This window comes from Arthrobacter sp. efr-133-TYG-120, from assembly GCF_030209785.1.
GTDB lineage: Bacteria > Actinomycetota > Actinomycetes > Actinomycetales > Micrococcaceae > Arthrobacter.
The window spans coordinates 1-16,959 of the sequence record NZ_JARVRI010000015.1 but is presented as its reverse complement, the minus strand read 5'-3'; the positions used below and the strand labels follow the sequence as shown (position 1 = coordinate 16,959).

Below are 16,959 nucleotides of genomic sequence, written 5' to 3'. Positions count from 1 at the left end.
CCCTGTGACCCACACGGCTCCCGTTCAGCTCCGGGGCAGGATGGTGTCGGCAGGACCGAAGACGGGTCCCGGCGTCGGGCGTTTCGGCAGGATGCCGTCGCCGGAGGAGCGGTGCCGGATCCGACGGATGACCCACGGGACAAAATACTCCCGTGCCCATACGAGGTCGCCCGAGCGGGCCTCGCGCCAACTCCGCTGGGGGAGTGGCTTGGGGAACAGCGGCTCGAGGTTGTGCGGCACGTTGAGCGAATCGAGGACCATCGCCGCGACGGTGTGATGGCCGAGCGGCGAGAAGTGCAGGCGGTCTTCGTCCCACATCTGGGAGTTGGAGAGTTGCCGCAGGGACCACATATCGGCGATCACGGCATCGTGGCGGGCGGCCACCGTGCGGAGGTTTTCGTTGTAGATGGCCACTTTGCCGCGGATCCGGCCGAGGACCGATGACGCGGTGTCCGGACCGTTGAAGAGAACCACGGTGGCACCGTCGGAACTCAGGGTCTGCACTGCGGCATCGAGTTTCTCGGCCAAGGCGTCGGGATCGCCGCCGGGACGGATGAGGTCGTTGCCGCCTGCGGAGATGCTCACGAGGTCCGGCTTGAGGTCCATGCACGGGCCAAGTTGTTCGTCGAGGATCTGCTGGAGCAACCGCCCGCGGATGGCCAGGTTGGCGTAGGCGAAATCCCGGTGCCCCCGGCTCAGTTCCTCGGCTACGCGGTCGGCCCAGCCGCGATGTCCCCCGGGGTTGTTGGGCTCGGGGTCGCCGATCCCTTCGGTAAAGGAATCACCCAATGCCACGTAGCGGGTCCACGGATGAATCCTTTCGTCCGGCTTTGGTCCCACCGTGGGATCAATGTCACTCACGTCCATATCCTGCCTCTTGCTGCAACGCCACGCGCCCGTAGCTTGTTACTCATGGGTAACTGCAAGAATAGTCCCATGAGTCAAGCTTCCGCCTTTCCTGCCCCGGTCGTTTTGTGGTCCCACGAAGAGGAGGAGCGGGCTGGCAAGCCATTGCTGGTCCTGTTGCACGGTTACGGGTCCAACGAGCAGGACCTCTTCAGCCTTGCAGGCTTGTTGCCCCAGGACTTCGTCGTCGCTTCGCTCCGTGCGCCGATCGCGACGGGCCCGGGCTTCACGTGGTTCCCGCTCACGGCGTCCATCGACTATTCCCTCGATGCCGTCAAGGACGCCGCGGAGTACGTGTTTTCCTGGTTGGACTCCTTCAAGTCCAACCACAGCTCGGTGACGCTTCTCGGCTTTTCCATGGGTATGGCCATGGCCACCTCGCTGTTGCGGCAGCGCCCGGCGGACTTTGCCGCCGTCGTCGGGCTTTCAGGCTTCGCCGTCGACGCCGATGCGGACCCCGCATTCCGCGACGCCGAACTGGACGGTTCCGTGCCGCTCTTCTGGGGACGGGACCAGCAGGATCCTGTTATCACCCCGGACAAGATCGAATACACCATGGACTGGGTCCGAAAGCACACGGATCTGACCAAGGTGCTCTACACAGGCATGTGGCACGGCATCAACCAGCAGGAAATCGGCCACGTTGGCGAATTCCTGGAGCACAAGGTCCTCTCGTAGCAACGCGGGGTCACTTACGGCCCATCCCGAAGTACGTTATGGGCCGTAAGTGACCCCGCGTTGCCCTAGGAAGCGGCCGCGATCCGCACCGTCTGTCCGTTGACGGTCACCGTATCGCCGACATGGAGTTGGCGGCCGCGCCGATCGTCGATCTCGCCGTTGACTTTGACCAGGCCGTTCTTGATGAGTTCCGTGGCTTCCACGCCGTCCTCCACCAGGTTGGCGAGCTTCAGGAGCTGGCCGAGTCGGATCATGTCGTCGCGGATGGGGATTTCTTCGATTTCCGGGTTGCTCATACAAGCAATGATGCCTGAAGTAAGTTGGTGAAAATGCCGCAATCGTCCCGTCCCGCCATCCGAAGCACCTCCCGTCCGTTGCTCACCGGCCTGCTTCTCGCGGTGGCCAACGGTACCCTGCTTCCGGTCCAAGGCCGGATCAACAGTGCGCTGGGGGCAAAGCTCGACGACGGCGTGGCGGCCGCCGTCGTCAGCTTCACTACCGGGCTGGTATTGATCGCCGTGATCGGCCTTGCGCTGCCGAAGGGCCGCGCTGGTTTGCGCCGGATAGTGCCTGCCGTCAAGGAGCGCAGCTTTCCGCGGTTCTATGTGGTGGCTGGCGGGATCGGCGCTCTCTACGTGATTGCCCAATCGTTCACCATTGGCCTTCTTGGAGTCGCGTTGTTCACGGTAGCCGTGATCACAGGGCAGACCGTGAGCGGCCTGTTCGTGGACCGGCTCGGCATCGGTCCCGGCGGGAAACGCTCGATCACGGGGGTCAGGATTTTGGGAAGCATCCTGACGATCGCCGCCGTCGCCTGGGCCGTGTCGCCGCGCCTCGGGGCTGCGGCCGATGTCGGGTCCTTGCTGTTCCCGATCCTGTTGCCAGTCGTGGCGGGTTGCCTCATGAGTTTCCAACAAGCCATGAACGGGACTGCCACGGTGCACTACGGCAGCCCCATCGCCGCGACGCTGGTGAATTTCGTGGCCGGAACGGTCATTCTCTGGATCGCCTGGCTCATCAAGATGTCGTTGCTTGGTCCCGGGCACGCCCTTCCTGCTGAGTGGTGGTATTACGTGGGCGGCCCGATGGGGTGCGTCTTTATCGGCCTGGCTGCTTTGTTGGTCCGCAGCCTCGGTGTTTTGGTCACGGGGCTGGGGATGATCGCCGGGCAACTGCTCGGATCCCTCGCGCTTGACCTGATCCTGCCGGCTCCGGGAACCTTGGTGGCTTTCCCCACGATCCTTGGCACCTTGCTGACCCTGTTCGCCATCATCGTCGCCACGCTGCCTTGGCCGAAGGGCGCGCTCGCTCCCCGCCGTCCCGCCAAGCGCCATTCGGGCCAGTCCCGGAGGCAGGACAGCGGCCAAAGGCCGGTAGGCTAGGACACGCAGCTTCCTGCACAGCATTACCTTCGCGCACAACCACGGACCGCACCCAGCGGCCCTGTAGAACATTGGAGTACCCATGGCAGCAAAATCCGTCCTCGACCAGGTCATTTCCCTCTCCAAGCGGAGGGGCTTCGTGTTCCAGGCCGGTGAAATCTATGGTGGCTCCCGGTCCGCGTGGGACTACGGCCCCCTCGGTGCCGAGCTCAAGGAGAACATCAAGCGCCAGTGGTGGCAGAGCGTTGTCCGCGGCCGCGAAGACGTGGTGGGCCTGGATTCCTCCGTGATCCTGCCCCGCCAGGTATGGGAAGCCTCCGGCCACGTCGAGGTGTTCTCCGACCCCCTGGTCGAGTGCCTTTCCTGCCACAAGCGCTACCGCGCCGACCACCTCGAGGAAGAGTACGAGGAAAAGAAGGGCCGTCCCGCCGAAAACGGCCTCAAGGACATCGCCTGCGCCAACTGCGGCACCCGCGGCCAGTGGACCGAACCGCAGGAGTTCTCCGGCTTGCTCAAGACGTTCCTGGGCCCCGTGGCCAGTGAAGAAGGCCTGCACTACCTGCGCCCGGAAACCGCGCAAGGCATCTTCGTCAACTTCAGCAACGTGCTCACCACGTCCCGCAAGAAGCCGCCGTTCGGCATCGGCCAGATCGGCAAGTCCTTCCGCAACGAGATCACGCCGGGCAACTTCATCTTCCGCACCCGCGAGTTCGAACAGATGGAAATGGAATTCTTCGTCGAGCCGGGCACGGATGAGGAATGGCACCAGTACTGGATGAAAGAACGCATGTCCTGGTACACCGATCTGGGCATCCGGCCGGAGAACCTGCGTTTCTTCGAGCACCCGCAGGACAAGCTCAGCCACTACTCCAAGGGCACCACGGACATCGAGTACCGCTTCGGTTTCCAGGGCTCCGAGTGGGGCGAGCTTGAGGGCATCGCCAACCGCACCGACTTCGACCTCTCCACCCACTCGAAGGCCTCCGGTCAGGACCTCAGCTACTTCAACCAGGCCACCAACGAGCGCTACACGCCGTACGTCATTGAACCGGCCGCCGGCCTGACGCGCTCCTTCATGGCCTTCCTTGTGGACGCCTACACGGAAGACGAGGCACCCAACGCCAAGGGCGGCGTCGACGTCCGTACCGTCCTGAAGCTTGACCCGCGCCTGGCGCCGGTCAAGGCAGCCGTGCTGCCCCTGAGCCGCAACGAGGACCTGTCCCCGAAGGCCAAGGACTTGGGCACCCAGCTGCGCAAGAACTGGAACATCGACTTCGACGACGCCGGCGCCATCGGCCGCCGCTACCGTCGCCAGGACGAGATCGGTACCCCGTTCTGCATCACCGTGGACTTCGACACCCTCGATGACCAGGCCGTCACCATTCGTGAGCGCGACACCATGAGCCAGGAACGTGTGTCCCTGGACAAGGTGGAGGGCTACCTGGCCGCACGACTGATCGGCGCCTAAGCGTGTCCATCGAGTACCGCGAATGGCGTGAGGGCGACGACCTCGCGCTCCTGGAAATGTGGGGTGGGCCGGAGACCCTGCCGGCCCAGCAATTCCGCGCCGCCCTTGCGCCGTCGAGCAACAGCGGCCAGGGCCAGCCTTGGCGCCGGTGCATCGTGGCGGAAGACGTCGTTGACGGCATCGGAATTCCGGTGGCCGCGGGGGTGGTCCACGAGGCGTCCCTGCACGCGGAACGTCTCTGGGCCTACATCGAGGTTGCCAAGGACCACCGCCGGAGCGGGATCGGGGCCACGCTCCTGACCATGCTGCGGCGCGAAGCCGGGCGGTCGCCGTCGGGCGTCACCAAGCTGCGCAGCAAAGTGGAGCCCGGCACGGCCGGTGCCGCCTTCGCCGAGTGGGCAGGGCTTGCACCCATCCAGCGTTCCCGGCTTGTGGTGGTGGATCCCGAGCCGCTCAGGCTGCCTGTGTTTGGTGACGGCTCCGAAGAAGCCGCTTCCGAGCGGGTGGAGGACCTCGCCACGGGATCGGTGGAACTGAGCGACGTCGTCGGCCGGTACTACACAGCCGTGCACCACTGGGACAACCCCGGCGAGCTGGGCATCCCCACCGTGCAGCGGCTGTTCCTCGACGATCTGACAGGGGCCCACGGAGCCGTCGTGCTACGAGCACCCAAGGCGAGTGCCTTTGGCGCCGGCGTTCCGGCCACCCGCAAGGGCAAGCTGCAGGCCTTCGCCATCAGCTATGCCCAGGGCAGCTCGGACGAGCCCTCGGAAGTGTTCCTTGGCCACGACCCGCTTTTGCCGGATGACGAGGCGCGGGAGGCGGTCCGCGACCTGCTGGCGCTTATTGCTTACCAGCACCCCGTGCTCCTTGAAGTGGACGATTCCATGACGGCCGTGTGCGCCGTCGTCGATCCCTTGCTCGAGCAGGGCAAGGCGAAGCTCCGCGGTGCGGACACCCTGGTGGTCAGCGAATAGCTTGCGGCTGGCCCAACTGACTCGCAGTTGTTGTCGTTTTGAGCCCTCATAACGACAACAACTGCGAGCCAGTTGGGTGAACCCTTGACGGCGCCGCTGCCCTGGGTGTAGGCATGACGACGTAAGCCCCGGCCGTTGCTCTGGTGGGGTAGCGGCGGGTGGAACGAATCCGGTCTCATGAAGAGAATCGGCGGTAACACCCATGAATGGAACAGCCCTCGACGGACTCCGTGAACAGCTCCGTGGGCAACTCGTCACTCCCAGCGATCCTGACTATGACTCCGCCCGTGCAGTCTTTAACGGGATGATCGACAAGCGTCCGGCGGGAGTCGTCCGGGTGGCCCAAGTGGCGGACGTCATCGCGAGCGTGAACTTCGCCCGGGACAATTCCCTGCCATTGGCTATCCGCGGCGGCGGCCACAGCGCCCCCGGTTTCGGGACCTGGGACGATGCCCTTGTCATAGATTTCGTCAACCGTACCGGGGTCCGTGTTGACCCCGACACCGGTACGGCCCGTGCCGAGGCGGGAACAACCTGGGCAGATTTCAACCACGCCACCCATGCCTTCGGACTCGCTACCACTGGCGGGATTGTGGGATCCACCGGCATCGCAGGCCTGACCCTGGGTGGCGGCATCGGCTATCTTGCCCGCAAGCACGGCCTGTCCTGTGACAACTTGATCTCCGCTGACGTCGTGACTGCGGACGGCAAGTTCCTGACTGCGAGCGAAACCCGGAACGAGGATCTCTTCTGGGCCTTGCGGGGAGGTGGGGGAAATTTCGGTGTGGTGACCTCGCTGGAGTACAAGCTGCACCCAGTGGACATGGTCCATGTGGGCATTGTCATCTACGGAGCGGAGAACACCGAGACGGTGGCGAAGTTCTACCGGGACTATATGGACTCCGCTCCCGAAGAGTTCGGCGCGTTCCTCGGCTTCCATCAAGGCCCGCCGGTGCCGTTCCTTCCCGAAGAATGGCACGGCAAGCCAGTGTGCGTCGTGGTCGGGATGTGGACGGGAGACATGGCCGAAGGCGAATCCCGCTGGGCGCCGTTCCTCGAAGCCGCACCCGTAGCCGGATCCCTGATCACCCCGATGCCGTACCCGGCACTCAACGTGGCATTTGACGGGCTCAATCCCAAGGGGCTGCAAGGATACTGGAAAGCCAACTTCATCAGTGAACTCAACGATGGCGTCATTGGTGCGCATGCGGAGTTCGGGTCCACGGTGACCAGCCTCAACACCGCCGTCCATGTCTACCCGATCGACGGCGCGGCGGCCCGGGTCGGAGCCCAGGACACCGCCTTCGCGAACCGCGGCATGAAGTTCGCCCCGGTGATCGCGGCACAATGGCCGGACCCCGCGGACAACGAAGCCAACATTGCCTGGGCCCGCAACTACGCGGAGGCGCTCCGTCCGCATTCGGCTGCCAGCGGCTACATCAACTTCATGGATGCAGAAGACCAAAGCAGGATCAGCGACAACTACGGGGTCAACTACGAGCGGCTGCAAGCCATCAAGGGCAAGTACGACCCAGGAAACCTTTTCCATGTCAACCAAAACATCAAACCCGCCTGAGCACTCGGGTATCAACCGAGCCCAACTGACTAGCAGTAGGTGTCGTTTTGAGCGCTCATAACGACACCAACTGCGAGCTAGTTGGGTGGGACACAGCGCTGCCCCACGTAGGCTTGTGGGCATGAGGTTTTGCAGCTAATGGGTCACGGCCATTCACACGGACACGCAGAGCATTTCGAGCCAAGCCCGACGGCGCTCGCGTCACGCAGGCGGGCCAACTGGCTCCTCGTGGCCGTGCTGGCTCCGATCGCGGTACTCACGATCGTTGCCATGGTGGTCATGTGGCCATCGGGGAGCAAAGAGGGCATCACGTTCGCGAGCCCCTACACGGCCGCTCCCGGGGTGACGTTCGATACGGGCAAGATCCAGGCGGTTACCCAGGAAAGCTGCACGCAAGGTACGCAGGCGCCGAGTACGAACGGCACGAACCAAAGCAGCGGCGCACAGCCGCAGGGGTCCCAATGCACCTTCGCGTCCACGCAACCGGATAACGGCGGCAGCCCGGTGAAAGTGGTCATCAACCCGGACGTGGCCAAGTCCCACGGCGTCAAAGTGGGGGACAGCATCCGCTACCTGAACCTCTCCGGGGTGCAGGGCGCAGCGGCAGGCAACGGCTCGCCGTCGTACGTTTTCCTCGACTTCGTGCGGACCGTTCCCATGGCCCTTCTGGCGATCCTGTATGCCGTGGTGGTCATTGCGGTGGCGCGCTGGCGCGGCTTCAGGGCGCTCCTCGGGCTGGCCGGAGCCTACGTGGTGATGGTGAGCTTCATGCTTCCGGGACTGGTGGAAGGCAAGCCGCCGCTGCTCGTGGCTTTGGTCGGCTCCACCGCCATCATGATGGGGGTGCTCTATTTCGCCCACGGATTCTCGGCCAAGACCTCCACCGCGTTGCTGGGTACGATCTTCGGCCTCGGCATTACGGCGCTGCTGGCGGCCTGGGCCACGGATGCGGCCAACCTGACCGGGATCGCGAGCAGCGAGGGCGCCACGCTCGTGAACATGTCGGACAAGATCTCGCTCTCCGGAATCATTCTCTGCGGTCTGATCATTTCCGGGCTCGGAGTGCTCAACGACGTGACGATCACCCAGTCCGCGGCCGTGTGGGAACTCTACGAGCTCGCACCCGAGACTGGCGCGCGAAAGCTGTTCACCTCGGCCATGAGGATCGGCCGGGACCACATCGCCTCCACGGTCTACACCATCGCCTTTGCCTACGCCGGCGCAGCGCTACCCCTCCTGATCATCGTCATGCTGTACGACCGTCCGCTGGTCGATGCCCTCACGAGTGCCGAGTTGTCCGAGGAAGTCATCCGTACACTGGTGGGCTCCATCGGCCTGGTGCTGGCCATCCCCGTGACCACCTTGATCGCCGTGCTGGTGGTGAAGGCGACCGGTCCGAGGCGGCTCGCGGCTGCCGTCGCGGCGGATGCGGCGCCAGCTCTCGACGACGACGGGAAGGTCCGCGAGCTTGAAAACGCCGGGTCCACCGATGCCTTCGAGTCCTTCGATACTGGCGAGCTTGCCGCCGTCGTCATGACCAGGCGGGCACGCAGGGAAGCCGAGCGCCGCTAGCCTCCGATGACATTTGTCATCCTTCATTGGTGACACACGCCCGGGCGCCGGACACGGATCCCGGCTTTGATGGGTAGTGGAGCAAACCAAAGCCAAGGAGAGTCATGACAACAGCGAGTGTGCCGGCCGTCCAAGCCGCCGGACTGCACAAGAGCTTCGGGAAGGTCCACGCCGTACGCGGCCTGGACCTCACCGTGCAGCCGGGGGAGGTGGTGGCGTTCCTCGGTCCCAACGGGGCGGGCAAGACCACCACGATCGACATGATCCTCGGATTGAGCGCCCCGGACCAGGGTAGCGTCTCCATCTTCGGCCACACTCCCCGGGGAGCCATCGCCCGCGGCCAGGTGGCAGCCGTGATGCAGACCGGCGGCTTGCTGCGGGACATCAGCGTCCGCGAGACCGTGCAGCTCAACGCTGCCATGTTCGATTCCTCCCGGCCCGTGGACGAAGTCCTGGCGCGGGCGGGCATCCTGGAGATCGCCGACCGCAAGGTCGAAAAGTGCTCAGGCGGCCAGCAGCAGCGGCTGCGCTTCGCCATGGCCCTCGTCTCCGATCCCGGATTGCTGATCCTGGACGAGCCCACCACCGGCATGGATGTGGCGGGACGACGGGACTTCTGGACCGCGATCAGGAGCGACGCCCAGCGCGGACGGACCGTCATCTTCGCCACCCATTACCTCGAAGAAGCCGACGCCTACGCGGACAGGATTGTGCTGGTCCGGCAAGGCAGCATCGTGGCGGACGGCACCGCCGCCCAGATCAAGAACCTTGCCTCGGGCCGTACCGTCAAGGCTTCGCTTCCGGCGGCAGAGCGCGGGCTCCTGGCCGGGATGCCGCCCGTCGAAAGCATGGATTACAACGGCGGCCGCCTCACCGTCCGCACGGGCGACTCGGACGCCGTCGTGCGTTTCCTGCTCAACAACACGGGCGCCCACGACGTGGAAGTGGCGGCCAACAACCTCGAGGAGGCCTTCGTGGCCCTCACCGGAGACGATGCGGTGCCGGAATCCACGAGCATCACTTTTGAAGGAGACCTCGTATGAGCGCGGCAACAGTCCTCCAGGAACGGAAAGCGTCCTCCGGCGGGGTCAACAGCACGTTCCTGTGGATCGAAATCAAGCGGATGCTCCGGAACCGCCGGACCATCATGTTCACGGTGTTCATGCCGGCCGTCTTCTTCTTCATTTTCGGCCTCTCCAACAAGGACAAGCTCCTGCCCAACGGGCACAGCTACGGCCAGTACATCCTCATCAGCCTCACGGTCTATGCCGCGATGACCGCAGCTACGGGCGCCGGCAGCCAAGTGGCGGTGGAGCGTGCCCAAGGGTGGAGCCGCCAGCTTCGGCTCACGCCCCTCCTGCCCGGTGCGTACATCGCGGTGAAAGCCATGGCCGCCCTCACGCTGTCCCTTGTCGCCGTCGTGGCCCAGTTCGTCATCGGCGCCCTTGCCGGTGTCACCATGGATGCCCAGACCTGGCTGACCGCGGGGTTGGTGGCTTGGCTGGGCTCGCTGGTCTTCGCGGCCCTCGGTTTGTTCGTCGGATACCTTATGCCGAGCCAGAACGTCATGCAGATCCTCGGCCCGGCCCTGGCCATCCTTGCCATGCTCGGTGGACTGTTCATGCCGATCGAGATCATGGGGGAGACCTTCGGGAACATCGCCAAGTTCACGCCCGCGTACGGGATCGGGCAATTGGCCCGGAGTCCCATCACCGGCGAGTTCGACTGGGCGTGGATCGTCAACGTCCTTATCTGGCTCGCGATCTTCGTGGCCGGGGCTGCGATGGCGTTCCGCCGCGACACGAAACGTGTCTGAACAGGCCGCTAGGGTGGGCACCATGACCAGCAGCCAAGGCCGAACCTCCTTCAGGGACATGCTCGTCGGCAACATGTTCCGCGGTGCCATGTTCCGCGGTCCTGGGCCGCGGGGCTGGTTCATCGGCGCGGGACTTTCCATCCTGCTCTGGGCCTGGCCGACGTGGAACATCGTGTGGTCCGTGGACGAGCCGCTGGCCTGGAAAACGGCGGCGTCGGCGTCCCTGATTGTGTTCTTCGCCGCCTACGTCTTCCTGCCACAGATCAGTTGGCGCCTGGGCGTCCGGGCGGGGATCGTGTCCGTCTTCATCCTGCTGGCGCTGAACGGGCTGATGATCTTCATCATCGGACGGGAAGCCTTGTGGACCTGGACGTTCCTGGCCTGCGCCATCGCCATGACGTCTCTTCCGCCGCGCGCGGATTTCTTCCTCATCGTCGGATTGGCCCTCGCTTCCTTCACCACCCAGTTGGTGACGGGCAACGGGGAGCAGGCCTTGCTCCAGGCCGGGATCATCGTGTCCCTCGGCCTCATGATGTCCGCCTTCGCGCGGCTGATCAGGCAGACCGCACGGCTCCGGGAAGCGCAGACTGAACTGGCCGATGCAGCCGTGGCGGCGGAGCGCAGCCGCGTGGCCCGGGACATGCACGACATCCTGGGGCATTCCCTGACGGTCATCGCCGTGAAGGCCGAATTGGCCGGCAGGATGCTGGACACCGTCCCCGGCGAGTACCCGGCCCGCGACCGGGCCGCCGCCGAGATCTCCGCGGTGCAGGACTTGGCCCGTGGCGCGCTCGCCGACGTCCGCGCCACGGTGGCCGGTTACCGCGGCGTCAACGTCCTGGCGGAACTCGCAGTCGCCCGGACGGCCCTGGAATCGGCAGGGATCGACGCCGAATTGCCGGGAACCGTCGAACAGGTTCCGGCGCGTCACCGGGAGCTCTTCGGCTGGGTGCTGCGCGAAGGCGTCACCAACGTTGTGCGGCACTCCGGCGCCGCGCGCTGCCGCGTCCGGTTGACGGCGTCGAGCGTTCTAGTCGAGGACGACGGCGTCGGTCCGGCCTCCGGGGGCCGCTCCGGGAATGGACTGGCCGGGATCCGCGAACGCGTGGGTGCCGCCGGGGGAACGGTCAGCATTGGCCCGAGCGACCTGGGAGGGTTCAGATTGGCGGTGGAGGTATGAGTATCCGATTGGTGATCGCAGACGACCAGGCGCTCGTGCGCGGAGCATTGGCCGCGTTGCTGGGGCTGGAGCCGGACATCGAGGTGGTCGCCGAACTGGGCGACGGGACAGGGGTGGCGGCCGCCGTCGTCGAGCACTCCGCCGACGTGGCAATGCTCGACGTCGAGATGCCGGGCTTGGACGGGATCAGCGCGGCAGCGGCCGTGCGGCGGGCCGCGCCGTCCTGCCGGGTCCTCATGGTGACCACGTTCGGGCGGCCAGGCTACCTCAAGCGCGCCATGCAGGCCGGCGCTTCCGGATTCGTCGTCAAGGACACGCCCGCCCGGCAATTGGCCGAAGCGGTACGCCGCGTACACCAAGGTCTCAGGGTGGTGGACCCGGTGCTTGCCGCGGAATCGTTGACCGCGGGAGACAGCCCTTTGACCGAACGCGAGGGGGAGGTGCTGAAGGCAGCGTCCGACGGCGGAACGGTAGCCGACATCGCGAAGTCGGCGATGCTTTCCGAAGGGACGGTGCGGAACTACCTGTCCGCCGCGATGGCCAAGACCGGCGGCCGTACACGTGCCGAGGCCGTGCGGATCGCCGAAGACAACGGCTGGCTGCTCTAGCGGCCAGGCACGTATTCGACCGTCCCGTCGATTTGCCCCGCTTTGAGACAATGGACGGGTGACTGTAGTAGCAACGCCCCCTTCGCCCAAGCTCGAACTGCCCCCGCTGCAGCTCGGCCGGATCACGGTGGACACCCCCGTGATCCTCGCCCCGATGGCCGGAATCACCAACTCGGCCTTCCGTCGGCTGTGCCGTGAATACGGCGGCGGCCTGTACGTGGCGGAGATGGTGACCTCCCGTGCCTTAGTGGAGCGCACCCCGGAATCGTTGCGCATCATCTCCCATGACGACGATGAAAAAGTCCGTTCCGTGCAGTTGTACGGCGTGGACCCCGTCACCGTTGGCCAGGCAGTGCGCATGCTCGTCGAAGAAGACCGGGCGGACCACATCGACCTCAACTTCGGCTGCCCCGTGCCCAAGGTCACCCGGCGCGGCGGCGGATCCGCCCTCCCCTGGAAGATCGACCTTTTCACCTCGATCGTCCAGACGGCTGTCAAGGAAGCCTCCAAGGGCGACATCCCGCTGACCATCAAGATGCGCAAGGGCATTGACGAGGACCACCTCACGTACCTCGACGCCGGCCGGATCGCCCGCGATTCGGGCGTTGCCGCCGTCGCGCTCCACGGCCGCACAGCCGCGCAGTTCTACTCCGGCCAGGCCGACTGGTCCGCCATCGCACGCCTGCGCGAAGCCCTCCCGGACATTCCCGTCCTGGGCAACGGGGATATCTGGTCCGCCGAAGACGCAGTCCGCATGGTGCGCGAAACCGGGATCGACGGCGTCGTAGTTGGCCGCGGTTGCCAAGGTCGCCCGTGGCTCTTCGGCGACCTCCAAGCCGCGTTTGAAGGAAGCGACCAGCGCCACCGTCCGGGCCTGCGCGAAGTAGCCGAGGGCGTCTACCGCCACGCCGAGCTCATGATCGAAACCTTCGGCAACGACGAGTACAAGGCGCTGCGTGAGATCCGCAAGCACATGGCCTGGTACTTCAAGGGCTACGTGGTGGGAGGGGAGCTGCGTGCCAAACTGGCCACGGTGCCGACGCTCGAGGTCCTGCGCGAGCTGCTGGACCAGCTGGACATGGACCTGCCGTACCCAGGCATCGATTCGGAAGGCCCGCGCGGACGCGCAGGTTCCCCCAAAAAGCCGGCGTTGCCCAAGGATTGGCTTCTCAGCCGGCAGATGGACGCGGACCAGACGCGCGATATCGCCGCAGCCGAACTCGACGTCTCAGGCGGCTAAAGCGCGGCCCGGACCGGCGCGTGCACGCGCACAGCCCGAGTCGTGGAAAACTGGCTGCATAGGCACGGGCTGAAGAGACGCCGGTGCACGGCAAGCGGAGGAGGCAGATACCCATGGGAACTGAAGCGATGTCTGCAGCACGCCCGGCCGAAAACGCAACGGGCATTCCAGGCTACGTGGAGGCCGACTCGGCACGCTGGGTCCAGGAACCCCGCAAGAATACCTACCGCTCGGACTTCGAGAGGGACCGGGCACGGGTGCTGCATTCGTCAGCCCTCCGGCGGCTCGGGGCCAAGACCCAAGTGGTGGCCCCGGATACCGATGACTTCGTGCGCACCCGGTTGACGCACAGCCTTGAAGTGGCCCAGGTGGGCCGCGAATTGGGCCGCGCTCTCGGTTGCGATCCGGATGTTGTGGACACGGCGTGCCTGAGCCACGATCTTGGCCATCCGCCTTTCGGGCACAACGGGGAATCGGCGCTCAACGAGGTCGCCCATGGAATCGGTGGCTTCGAAGGCAACGCCCAGACCCTGCGCCTGCTGACCCGGCTTGAACCCAAGGTCCTTGCCCCCGACGGCCGGCCCGCGGGCCTGAACCTGACCCGGGCCAGCCTTGACGCCGCGTCCAAGTATCCGTGGTCCGCTGTCGATGCCCCCGTCATCCACGGACAGCGGAGCAGCAAATTCGGCGCTTACGAGGACGATCTGCCCGTGTTTGCCTGGCTTCGTGACGGAGCGCCGGGGAACCGTTCCTGCATCGAGGCCCAGGTGATGGACCTGGCCGACGATATTTCGTACTCCGTCCACGACGTCGAGGACGCCATTGTTGCCGGCCATTTCCAGCTGAAGTGGCTGGACAATCCCGACCACCGGGCCCGCGTGGTGGGCTACACCAAGCAGTGGTACCTGCCCCACAACGATCCCGCTGAAATCGACGCCGCACTGGCCCGCCTCGAAGCCACGAGCGTGTGGGTCCGCGAAGCCGACGGCAGCCGCAAGTCGATGGCCGCGCTGAAGGACATGACCAGCCAGTTGATCGGCCGGTTCTGCCAGAGTGCCTTGGAGACCACGAGGGCGCACTTCGGCCCGGACCACCTCACCCGGTACGCTGCGGAACTCATGGTCCCCGAGGAAACCGTCACCGAGATCGCGGCCATGAAGGGCCTTGCCACGACGTTCGTGATCTCCACCGACCATCGGCAGCCCGTTTATGAGCGCCAGCGCGAAGTCCTGCACGCCCTCGTCGGCGTGCTCAACGCGAGCGGAGACCGGCATCTGGAACCGATGTTCGCCGCGGACTGGCGGGACGCCCCCGACGACGGCGCCCGGCTTCGCGTTGTCATCGACCAGGTGGCGTCCCTGACGGACGCTTCGGCGCTGGCGATGTACGAACGCCTCGTGGGCAGCCTCCCCTCGCTCTGGTAGCCCGACGGCGGCCCCCGACGGCGGCCCACGGCTGACCGGGCGGAGCGACTAGGATGGTGACGTGGCTGGCCTGATCAAACGTGAAGATATCGACGAAGTACGCCAGCGCACCGATATCAAGGAAGTAGTGGACGGCTACGTCACCCTCAAGGGCGCCGGCCTGGGGACCTTCAAAGGCCTGTGTCCCTTCCACGACGAGCGCTCGCCGTCGTTCACCGTCCGTCCGCAAGTGGGCCGGTACCATTGCTTCGGCTGCGGCGAAGACGGCGATGCCATCTCCTTCGTCCAGAAAATGGACCACAGCTCCTTCCACGAAGCCGTGGAAAAGCTCGCAGCCCGGATCGGCTACGAGCTCCGCTATGAAGACGGCGGCACAGGTCCCAACCGCGAAGAGGTCGGCAAGCGCCAACGGCTGCTGGATGCCCACAAAATCGCCGACGAGTTCTTCCGTGCCCAACTGCTCACCGCAGGTGCCGCAGAGGGCCGCAACTTCCTCCACGGCCGCGGCTTCGATCGGACCGCGGCCGAACAGTTCGGCGTCGGCTACGCGCCCCAGGGTTGGGACTCGCTGCTGAAGCACCTGCGCGGACGCGGGTTCACGGATGCCGAGCTGAAGCTGACGGGGATGTTTTCCGAAGGCAACCGGGGCATTTACGACCGCTTCCGGGGCCGGCTCATCTGGCCCATCCGGGACATCGCCGGCGACACCATCGGCTTCGGCGCCCGCAAGCTCTACGAGGACGACCAAGGACCGAAGTACCTGAACACTCCGGAGACCGTGCTCTACAAGAAGTCCCAAGTCCTCTACGGCATCGACCTCGCCAAGCGGAACATCGCCAAGGACCGGCAACTGGTGGTGGTGGAGGGGTACACGGACGTCATGGCCTGCCACCTTGCCGGCGTCGGTACCGCTGTGGCCACGTGCGGTACGGCCTTCGGTACGGACCACATCAAGATCGCCCGCCGCTTGCTGTCCGACGACGGCACCGGGGGAGAGGTCATCTTCACCTTCGACGGCGACGCCGCCGGGCAGAAGGCCGCATTGCGCGCCTTTGAAGAAGACCAGCGATTCGTCGCGCAGACGTACGTGGCCGTGGAACCGAGCGGAGCGGACCCCTGTGATCTTCGCCAGCTCAAGGGCGACGCGGCTGTCCGGGACCTGATCGGCACCCGCCGGCCCCTCTTTGAATTCGCCATCCGGGCCTCACTCAAACGCCACAACCTGGACACCGTGGAAGGCCGGGTCGCCGCCCTGAGGGAATCGGCCCCCGTCGTGGCGCAGATTCGTGATTCCGGTATCCGTCCCGCCTATGTCCGCGAGCTGGCAGGCTGGCTCGGCATGCCCATCGAGGAAGTCAGCCGGGCCGTGGGCTTGGCCGCCAAACGCGCTGCCTCCGGCGCGGCGGGCAATACAGGAACTGCGGGATCTGCAGGCACTCCAGGAACCCCGGGGCACGGGCAAGGCGCAGCGCCGGGCCAGTCCGGCCAGCCGGCGGCAGCACCGCCGTCGAACGCTCCCATCGCGTTCATGCGCCCGGACCCGCGGGATCCCATTGCCGCCATGGAACGGCAGGCCCTCGAAGTGGTCATCCAGAACCCGGCCGTACTCGGTGGCGAAGCTGCGCTTAGCGGCGGAGCATGGGAACGGTTTGAAGCGTCCCATTTCGTCACTCCGGCCTACTCAGCCGTGCACACCGCCATCCGGGCCGCCGGGCTGGCACACGCGGGAGACCCTGTGGCCTGGGTGGAAGGGATTCGCCAGGAGGTTCCGGAACCGCTCCAAGGCCTGGTCTCCGAGCTTGCCGTCGTCCCACTGCCGGCCAGCACGCCCGAAGCGCTTCAGCGCTATTGCCGCGACATTTTGGCCCGGCTTTTCGAGCTGCAGATCACCAGGGTCAAGGCGGACAAGATGGGCCAATTGCAGCGTCTGGACGCCTCGGCCCAGCCTGAGGAGTTCCAGCGCCTCAACCGGGAACTCATGCAGCTGGAAATGCAGCGCCGCGCGCTCCGCATGGACAGCTGAGGGCCGCCCTGGCGCCGATTTCGTTTCCCGGCAGCCCTTTGTTAGGCTTGTACACGCTTCATTCCTCCGTAGCTCAATTGGCAGAGCATTCGACTGTTAATCGAAGGGT

Annotated in this window: 15 protein-coding genes; 13 read left to right on the top strand and 2 right to left on the bottom strand. The window is 65.5% G+C overall.

What is annotated here, in order from left to right; all coding sequences use genetic code 11:
• Positions 1-24 precede the first annotated feature (24 nt).
• Positions 25-867, bottom strand: a complete 843-nt coding sequence (locus tag QRN51_RS10255; RefSeq protein WP_284989746.1) for an SGNH/GDSL hydrolase family protein — start codon at positions 865-867, stop codon at positions 25-27.
• A 69-nt stretch (positions 868-936) separates the two neighbouring features.
• On the opposite strand from QRN51_RS10255, the gene QRN51_RS10250 reads away from it, so the two are divergent.
• Complete coding sequence (locus QRN51_RS10250; RefSeq protein WP_059387869.1) at positions 937-1,584, top strand: alpha/beta hydrolase; 648 nt, start codon at positions 937-939, stop codon at positions 1,582-1,584.
• 65 nt (positions 1,585-1,649) lie between these two features.
• Here QRN51_RS10250 and QRN51_RS10245 read toward each other — a convergent pair whose 3' ends face one another.
• Complete coding sequence (locus QRN51_RS10245) at positions 1,650-1,880, bottom strand: RNA-binding S4 domain-containing protein (protein WP_059387868.1); 231 nt, start codon at positions 1,878-1,880, stop codon at positions 1,650-1,652.
• Between the two features lie 33 nt (positions 1,881-1,913).
• Between QRN51_RS10245 and QRN51_RS10240 the strand changes: the two genes are divergently transcribed.
• The 12 genes from QRN51_RS10240 to dnaG all read left to right on the top strand — a co-directional run bounded on the left by QRN51_RS10240 (position 1,914) and on the right by dnaG (position 16,850).
• Positions 1,914-2,966 (top strand): DMT family transporter, encoded by a 1,053-nt coding sequence (locus QRN51_RS10240; RefSeq protein ID WP_284989745.1) that lies wholly within the window; start codon positions 1,914-1,916, stop codon positions 2,964-2,966.
• 82 nt (positions 2,967-3,048) lie between these two features.
• The gene (locus QRN51_RS10235; protein ID WP_059387867.1) at positions 3,049-4,434 is read left to right on the top strand and encodes a glycine--tRNA ligase; all 1,386 of its coding nucleotides are present in this window, start codon (positions 3,049-3,051) and stop codon (positions 4,432-4,434) included.
• A 2-nt stretch (positions 4,435-4,436) separates the two neighbouring features.
• Positions 4,437-5,411, top strand: a complete 975-nt coding sequence (locus tag QRN51_RS10230; protein WP_284989744.1) for a GNAT family N-acetyltransferase — start codon at positions 4,437-4,439, stop codon at positions 5,409-5,411.
• Positions 5,412-5,613: 202 nt separating this feature from the next.
• Positions 5,614-6,987: an FAD-binding oxidoreductase gene (locus QRN51_RS10225; protein ID WP_284989743.1), complete on the top strand. Its 1,374-nt coding sequence runs from the start codon at positions 5,614-5,616 to the stop codon at positions 6,985-6,987.
• A gap of 138 nt (positions 6,988-7,125) precedes the next feature.
• On the top strand, positions 7,126-8,559 hold the full coding sequence (locus QRN51_RS10220) for a YibE/F family protein (protein WP_284989742.1): 1,434 nt from the start codon (positions 7,126-7,128) through the stop codon (positions 8,557-8,559).
• A 104-nt stretch (positions 8,560-8,663) separates the two neighbouring features.
• Positions 8,664-9,602, top strand: a complete 939-nt coding sequence (locus tag QRN51_RS10215) for an ABC transporter ATP-binding protein (RefSeq protein WP_284989741.1) — start codon at positions 8,664-8,666, stop codon at positions 9,600-9,602.
• On the top strand, positions 9,599-10,375 hold the full coding sequence (locus QRN51_RS10210) for an ABC transporter permease (protein WP_059387865.1): 777 nt from the start codon (positions 9,599-9,601) through the stop codon (positions 10,373-10,375). The genes QRN51_RS10215 and QRN51_RS10210 overlap by 4 nt, the downstream gene beginning before the upstream one ends.
• Positions 10,376-10,397: 22 nt before the next feature.
• A complete protein-coding gene (locus QRN51_RS10205) occupies positions 10,398-11,555 on the top strand; it encodes a sensor histidine kinase (protein ID WP_284989740.1) in 1,158 nt (385 codons plus the stop codon).
• On the top strand, positions 11,552-12,163 hold the full coding sequence (locus QRN51_RS10200) for a response regulator transcription factor (protein WP_234750748.1): 612 nt from the start codon (positions 11,552-11,554) through the stop codon (positions 12,161-12,163). Before QRN51_RS10205 ends, QRN51_RS10200 begins: the two co-directional genes overlap by 4 nt.
• 58 nt (positions 12,164-12,221) lie before the next feature.
• The gene (gene dusB, locus QRN51_RS10195) at positions 12,222-13,403 is read left to right on the top strand and encodes a tRNA dihydrouridine synthase DusB (RefSeq protein WP_284989739.1); all 1,182 of its coding nucleotides are present in this window, start codon (positions 12,222-12,224) and stop codon (positions 13,401-13,403) included.
• 113 nt (positions 13,404-13,516) lie between these two features.
• Entirely contained in the window at positions 13,517-14,827 is a 1,311-nt protein-coding gene (locus QRN51_RS10190; protein ID WP_370872192.1) for a deoxyguanosinetriphosphate triphosphohydrolase, read from the top strand.
• A gap of 61 nt (positions 14,828-14,888) precedes the next feature.
• Positions 14,889-16,850 (top strand): DNA primase, encoded by a 1,962-nt coding sequence (dnaG, locus tag QRN51_RS10185; RefSeq protein ID WP_284989738.1) that lies wholly within the window; start codon positions 14,889-14,891, stop codon positions 16,848-16,850.
• Positions 16,851-16,959: the final 109 nt, after the last annotated feature.

Bases quoted from the DNA above. Each gene is read 5' to 3' on its own strand.
- QRN51_RS10190 (WP_370872192.1), top strand. From the start codon at position 13,517: ATGGGAACTGAAGCGATGTCTGCAGCACGCCCGGCCGAAAACGCAACG.
- QRN51_RS10245 (WP_059387868.1), bottom strand. From the start codon at position 1,880: ATGAGCAACCCGGAAATCGAAGAAATCCCCATCCGCGACGACATGATC.
- QRN51_RS10215 (WP_284989741.1), top strand. From the start codon at position 8,664: ATGACAACAGCGAGTGTGCCGGCCGTCCAAGCCGCCGGACTGCACAAG.
- QRN51_RS10225 (WP_284989743.1), top strand. From the start codon at position 5,614: ATGAATGGAACAGCCCTCGACGGACTCCGTGAACAGCTCCGTGGGCAA.
- QRN51_RS10205 (WP_284989740.1), top strand. From the start codon at position 10,398: ATGACCAGCAGCCAAGGCCGAACCTCCTTCAGGGACATGCTCGTCGGC.
- QRN51_RS10210 (WP_059387865.1), top strand. From the start codon at position 9,599: ATGAGCGCGGCAACAGTCCTCCAGGAACGGAAAGCGTCCTCCGGCGGG.
- QRN51_RS10250 (WP_059387869.1), top strand. From the start codon at position 937: ATGAGTCAAGCTTCCGCCTTTCCTGCCCCGGTCGTTTTGTGGTCCCAC.
- QRN51_RS10200 (WP_234750748.1), top strand. From the start codon at position 11,552: ATGAGTATCCGATTGGTGATCGCAGACGACCAGGCGCTCGTGCGCGGA.
- QRN51_RS10235 (WP_059387867.1), top strand. From the start codon at position 3,049: ATGGCAGCAAAATCCGTCCTCGACCAGGTCATTTCCCTCTCCAAGCGG.
- QRN51_RS10255 (WP_284989746.1), bottom strand. From the start codon at position 867: ATGGACGTGAGTGACATTGATCCCACGGTGGGACCAAAGCCGGACGAA.
- QRN51_RS10220 (WP_284989742.1), top strand. From the start codon at position 7,126: ATGGGTCACGGCCATTCACACGGACACGCAGAGCATTTCGAGCCAAGC.
- QRN51_RS10240 (WP_284989745.1), top strand. From the start codon at position 1,914: ATGCCGCAATCGTCCCGTCCCGCCATCCGAAGCACCTCCCGTCCGTTG.